Genomic DNA, 1,033 nt, shown 5'->3' on the forward strand with positions numbered 1-1,033 from the left:
ATCTTCCTGGTGTCCGCGCGTGACACCACGTGCAGTAGGGCTTCGACTGCACAAGGGATGATCCCAGACGGTTAATTTTTTGCCGGAGACTAATCTGGCACGTTGGGATTGTTCCTATGAAGACACTCGGCTGGGCTGCAATTATTTATAATGTTCACGACGCACTGACGTTCAGCGCAGTTCTCATGCTGATTGTTGGCGAGTGCACGGCCACCTACATCGCAAATCGAAAGCCACAGCGACGGTGATGTCACTTTCCGTACTGATCGGCTGCGACGACCAAATAGCTGGAGCAGTTATTAAAGGCCGTACTTATCATCTGAGGCTCTGTCATTGCCTCGATGCCGGGACGCTGTTCCGGCGACACCCAGGCGAGCAGCGCTTTCTTAAGCTCGGCTGACCGTTGAACAATTTTGCCTTCGCTGTGACCGTGGGCGACGGCGTTCCTGAGAGCGTTGGCGGCTTTGATGGTCGCCCAAAACCCAGCATCCAACTCGGGACAGAATAACTTCTCAGCCTTGTCGATTTTTCCGGCAAAGGTGCGGCGTTTCCGCCGTCTACCTGCGACACTTAGCAAGTCATTCAGGGCCTGCTCTGTACTGAGGCTGCCTTTCAATACGGTGACGATGCGCTCATCATATTTCTCGACGCGCTCCGTCATCTTCTTGTGCGCTTCGATCAGGCGCGGATCGCTAATGTCCAAATTCCCGCTCCAGTTTTTGGACCAGCCGGTTAGAATGAGGGCTGGTAGCTCTCCCCTCATGTGAGGGGCGTCTTCGCGGTTGGCAATCCCGCACGCACATCTTGACAGAGCGCGGGATTAATACGCACCGTGATTGCTGACTGCAAATATGAACAAACTCATCATTGGCCTTGCCGGCGACTTCGCACAACGCCTTTCGCGTCACGGCTTCCTTTCGTTGAGGACTTTATCGACGACGATAGTGTGTACCTTGTCGAAGAGCTCAGCGATGGCGTCGGTCGCTGCCTTTTGATTGGGAAATGCGTACGGTTTGTCCGGGCGATACCTGAA

Annotated in this window: 1 protein-coding gene; it reads right to left on the reverse strand. The window is 54.3% G+C overall.

Annotated features, from left to right (window positions below; all coding sequences use genetic code 11):
- Window positions 1-250: 250 nt before the first annotated feature.
- Entirely contained in the window at window positions 251-703 is a 453-nt protein-coding gene (locus tag JHD07_RS23525; RefSeq protein ID WP_291626361.1) for a hypothetical protein, read from the reverse strand.
- Between the last annotated feature and the right edge of the window lie 330 nt (window positions 704-1,033).

This window comes from Bradyrhizobium sp. (assembly GCF_016462955.1).
GTDB lineage: Bacteria > Pseudomonadota > Alphaproteobacteria > Rhizobiales > Xanthobacteraceae > Bradyrhizobium.